Origin of the sequence: Kitasatospora sp. NPDC059327 (genome assembly GCF_042752535.1) — a bacterium.
Lineage (GTDB): Bacteria > Actinomycetota > Actinomycetes > Streptomycetales > Streptomycetaceae > Kitasatospora.
Genome location: NZ_JBHYYB010000211.1, coordinates 1 through 5018 on the forward strand (window position 1 = coordinate 1; position 5018 = coordinate 5018).

4 protein-coding genes and 1 rRNA gene are annotated in these 5018 nt (G+C 72.4%); all 5 read right to left on the reverse strand.

Features of this window, described 5'->3' with window-relative positions:
- Positions 1 to 50: 50 nt before the first annotated feature.
- On the reverse strand, positions 51 to 791 hold the full coding sequence (locus ACFXHB_RS44295; protein WP_380582838.1) for a DUF3159 domain-containing protein: 741 nt from the start codon (positions 789 to 791) through the stop codon (positions 51 to 53).
- 2 nt (positions 792 to 793) lie between these two features.
- On the reverse strand, positions 794 to 1201 hold the full coding sequence (locus ACFXHB_RS44300; RefSeq protein WP_380582840.1) for an OB-fold nucleic acid binding domain-containing protein: 408 nt from the start codon (positions 1199 to 1201) through the stop codon (positions 794 to 796).
- Positions 1202 to 1274: 73 nt separating this feature from the next.
- Entirely contained in the window at positions 1275 to 1955 is a 681-nt protein-coding gene (locus ACFXHB_RS44305) for a response regulator (RefSeq protein WP_380582842.1), read from the reverse strand.
- A 38-nt stretch (positions 1956 to 1993) separates the two neighbouring features.
- Entirely contained in the window at positions 1994 to 4669 is a 2676-nt protein-coding gene (locus ACFXHB_RS44310) for an ATP-binding protein (RefSeq protein ID WP_380582844.1), read from the reverse strand.
- 273 nt (positions 4670 to 4942) lie between these two features.
- Positions 4943 to 5018 (reverse strand): 5S ribosomal RNA (rrf, locus tag ACFXHB_RS44315); the annotation flags it as partial.

Genomic DNA, 5018 nt, shown 5'->3' on the forward strand with positions numbered 1-5018 from the left:
GCACTCGGATCGAGTGCGGGCCCCGCTCACGTCCGCGGTGCTTTCGGGCGCTACCTGTCCCCCGGCGGCGTCTCGGCCGGCTCGTCGTCCAGCTGCGCCTTGATGGGCGGCGGCGCCTTCAGCAGGATCTGCCAGGTGACGTACATCGCCAGCAGCATCGGCGGGATGCCCAGGGCGACCTTCAGCCAACCGAGCAGGTTGACGTTGTGGGTGAAGTACAGCGGGAAGAGGATCACCGGCTTGATCCCCATGATCACCACCCAGGCCCAGGTGGCCTTGGTGTAGGCCGCGAGCCGGCCCGGGTTCTGCTTGCGCCAGGTGAACATCTCCCCGGTGATCGGGCCGAGCATCAGGCCGATCATCGGCCAGCGGACCAGCGCCGAGACGGCCAGGCCGATGCAGTAGCCGACGTTCCAGAGCAGGCCGGGCAGGTAGAAGTTCTCCGCCTTGCCGGTCTTCATGGAGATCCAGGCACCGATGGCGACCCCGAAAACGCCGCTGAAGGCGTGCTGGACGGTCTCCCGCCGGGCCAGCCGGGCCACCACGAACAGGCCGCTCAGTCCGAGCGCGGCCCAGGCGGCCGCCGGGACCTGGTGGGTGATGTTGTACGTGACGATGAAGACCAGGCCGGGCAGCGTCATGTCGACCATGCCGCGGACACCGCCGAACGCCTTCATCACGGTGTCGGCGGCCTCGCGGGAGGCGGCGGCCTGTCGGGCCGCCTCGTCGCCGGGCTCGATCTCGACCACGCCGAGCTGGGCGGCGGGGTCGCCGCCGGGCTGGTTGCTCACGCTCATTCGCTCCCGTGTCCGACCGGACGCAGTTCGTAGCGGGGGTTGAACAGCACGCGGCGCCCGCGTGCGTGGCCGATCCGGCCGCTGGCCACCAGCCTGCGGCCCGGCTCTATGCCGGCGATGGAACGCCGACCGAGCCAGACCACGTCCAGTGCCTCGGTACCGTCGAAGAGCTCGGCCTCCAGCGCGGGCACGCCGGCCCGCGGGCGGAGGGTCACCGTCCGCAGGGTGCCGGCGACGGTGACCAGTTGACGGTCCCCGCAGCTGGCGATCGGGGTGCAGCCCGACTCCGCCGCGATCTCCTGGCGCAGCTCCTCCGCCTGGAGCTCCGCCGCGGAGGAGGTCAACCGGTTGAGCATGCGGCGGAAGCGGCCCTGCGGCTGGTCGCTGCTGATGTCACCACTCATGTCGGAAGGGTACCGGTTCTGGGGGCCCCGGCGGCAGGTCACCGAGTCGGCCGGGGCCGGACGGGCCCCGCCGTCAGCTCTCGAAGCGGTAGCCCATGCCCGGCTCGGTGATGAAGTGGCGCGGGTGCGAAGGGTCGCGCTCCAGCTTGCGGCGCAGCTGGGCGAGATAGACCCGCAGGTAGTTGGTCTCGGTGCGGTAGGCCGGGCCCCAGACCTCCTGGAGCAGCTGGGTCTGGCTGACCAGCCGGCCGGCATTGCGGACCAGTACCTCCAGCAGGTGCCACTCAGTGGGCGTCAGGCGGATGTCGGCGCCGTCCCGGTTGACCTTCTTCGCCGCGAGGTCGACGGTGAAACTGTCCGTGACCACCAGGGAGTCGTCCTCGCCGGCCACCGGTTCGGCCCGGCGCAGGGCGGCGCGCATCCGGGCCAGCAGCTCGTCCATCCCGAAGGGCTTGGTGACGTAGTCGTCGGCGCCCGCGTCGAGTGCCTCGACCTTCTCGTCGGAGGCGTGCCGGGCCGAGAGCACGATGATCGGCACCCTGGTCCAGCCACGCAGGCCCTTGATCACCTCGACGCCGTCCATGTCCGGCAGTCCGAGGTCGAGGACCACCACATCGGGGTGGCGGGCGGCCGCCAGCTCCAGGGCGCCGGCTCCGTCGTGGGCCGCGTCGACCTCGTACTTGCGGGCCTTGAGGTTGATCACCAGCGCGCGGACGATCTGCGGTTCGTCGTCCACGACGAGGACCCGGGTCATACGGGCTCCGCCTTTCACAGCTGTCGGAAGGATGGTGGTCATACCGGGGAAGGGCGGTCCGTCGGCCCCGAGGACGGGCCGACGGCGGGTGCGGCCGAGGAGGCCGACCCGGGGTGGTGTTCGGGCGAGCCGGCCCGCTCGGCCGCCTCGGGCGCCTCGGCCTGGCCGGTCGGCTCCGGCGGGCGCTCCACGGCGGGCAGGGTGACGACCATGGTGAGACCGCCGCCAGGGGTGTCCTCGGCCGTCACGGTGCCGTCCATCGCCTCGACGAAGCCGCGCGCCACCGCGAGCCCGAGGCCCACCCCGGCCCCGCGCGGCGCGTCCCCGTACCGCTGGAACGGCGCGAAGATCCGCTCCTTCGCGTCCTCGGGCACACCCGGTCCGCGGTCGACTATCCGCAGCTCGACCCGGCCCGGTCCGCCCGCCGGGTGCAGCGCGTCGGCCTTGACCAGCACCTTCAAGCCGTCCGGGCTGTACTTGACGGCGTTCTCGACCAGATTGGCCAGTGAGCGCTCCAGCAGCCCCCCGTCGGCCCGGATCATCGGCAGCGTCTCGGGGACGTCCAGCCGCACGGCGTCGGGCGGCACACCGCCGAGCGCGAACGGCACCACCTCGTCCAGATCGGTCTCCTGGATCAGCGGCGTGACGGTACCGGTCTGCAGCCGGCTCATGTCGAGCAGGTTGTTGATCAGGTGGTCGAGCCGGTCGGCGCCGGCCTCGATCCCGGCCAGCAGCTCCGCCTCGTCCGCCTCGTCCCACTCGACGTCCGCCGAGCGGAGCGAGCTGACCGAGGCCTTGATGCTCGCCAGCGGGGTCCGCAGGTCGTGCGAGACGGCGGCCAGCAGCGCCGTACGGATCCGGTTCCCCTCCGCCTCCCGCCGGGCCGCGACGGCCTCCCCCGCCAGCCGGCGGCGTTCCAGCAGCACGGCGGCCTGGGCCGCGAAGGCGCCGAGCAGCCGGCGGTCCTCGGCGGGCAGCACCCGACCGCGCAGCACCAGCGCCAGGGTGTCGCCGACCGGGACGTCCACGTCCGCGGTCTCCGGCCGCAACGGCGGGCGCGGCCCGGCCGCCGCCACCGACTGCCACGGCCCGATCGGATCGGGCCGCTCCAGCAACGCGGCGGCGTCCTGCTGGAAGGTCTCCCGGACCTGCTCCAGCAGCGCGGTCAGCACACCGTCCCCGCCCGGCGCGCCCCGCAGCACCGTGCCGGCCAGCGCGCTGAGCGTCTGTGCCTCGGTCTGGCTGCGGGCTGCCTGATGGGTGCGCCGGGCGGCGAGGTCCACCACCGAGGCGACCGCGATGCCGACGGCGGTGAAGATCCCCACCGCGATGATGTTCTGCGGCTCGTCGATGGTGAAGGTGTGGATCGGCGGGGCGAAGTAGTAGTTCAGCGCCGAGGACCCGACCAGCGCCGAGGCGATCGCCGGGAAGAGCCCGCCGACCAGCGCCGCGCAGACCGTCAGGGACAGGAACAGCAGCATGTCGGTGGAGAGCCCGAGGCCCTCGACGTGGGTCAGCAGCAGGGCCAGCAGCGGCGGGCCGCCCAGGCCGATCAGCCAGCCCGCGACGGTGCGCGACCGGCCCAGGTCGGTGACCCTGCGGATCGGGACCCGGCCCAGGCCCTTGGCGGCCTGCTCGTGCGTGACGATGTGCACGTCGATGTCACCGGACGCCCGGGTCACCGTGGTGCCCACGCCCGGGCCGTAGATGTACTGCCAGGCGGGTCGGCGGCTGGTGCCCAGCACGATCTGGGTGGCGTTCACGCCGCGGGCGAAGTCCAGCAGCCCGGCGGCGGGGTCGTCGGCGAGCACCGCGTGGTAGCTGCCGCCCAGGTTCTCCACCAGGGCCCGCTGCTCGATCAGCGCCTGGGAGGAGCCGGAGCCCGAACCGGCCAGGCCGTCCGAGCGGGAGATGTGAACGGCCAGCAGCTCGCCGCCGGAGCCCCGGGCGGCGATCCGGGCCGCCCGGCGGATCAGGGTCGCCCCCTCGGGCCCGCCGGTCAGGCCGACCACGATCCGTTCCCGGGCCTGCCAGGTGCCCTTGATGCCCTGCTCGGCCCGGTACTTCTGCAGGTACTCGTCGACCCGGTCGGCCGTCCAGAGCAGCGCCAACTCGCGCAGCGCGGTGAGGTTCCCGGGGCGGAAGTAGTTGGCGAGGGCGGCGTCGACCTTCTCCGGCGCGTAGACGTTGCCGTGGGCCAGCCGCCGGCGCAGGGCCTGCGGCGACATGTCGACCAGTTCGAGCTGGTCGGCCCGCCGCACCACCTCGTCCGGCACGGTCTCCCGCTGCCGGACCCCGGTGATGCCCTCGACCACGTCGCCCAGCGACTCCAGGTGCTGGATGTTCACGGCCGAGATGACGTCGATGCCGGCCGTCAGCAGCTCCTCGACGTCCTGCCACCGCTTGGCCGCGCGGGACCCGGGCACATTGGTGTGCGCGAGCTCGTCCACCAGCACCACCTGCGGGCGGCGCGCCAGTACGGCGTCCACATCCATCTCGGTGAAGGAGGCGCCCCGGTGGACGAGTTCGCGGCGCGGGACGACCTCCAGGCCGTCGACCAGCTCCGCGGTGTGCCGCCGGCCGTGGTCCTCGACGAACCCGACGACCACGTCCGTGCCGCGCTCCCGCCGCCGATGCGCCTCGGAGAGCATGGCGTACGTCTTGCCGACCCCGGGTGCCGCCCCGAGGTAGATCCGCAGCCTGCCGCGTCCCATGTGCACCATTCTTGATCCGGCCCGCCCGGGGGACCACCCCGGACATCTGTTCCCCTCACCTTGGAGACTACGGCGTAACCCGTGATTCTCCACCGATCAGGGCGCTGATCAGGCAGTTTTAGCGCCATATTGACGGCGACGAGGGGCTACCGGGGACCCCTGTGGACCCCTTCACCGCACCCGGGGCATCGGCCGGACGGTCCTCTCCGTCACACCGTGTCCGGAAACGCAAAGAACCCCACCCGAAATCGGGTGGGGTTCTTTGGAATGATTGTTCGGCGGCGTCCTACTCTCCCACAGGGTCCCCCCTGCAGTACCATCGGCGCTGTGAGGCTTAGCTTCCGGGTTC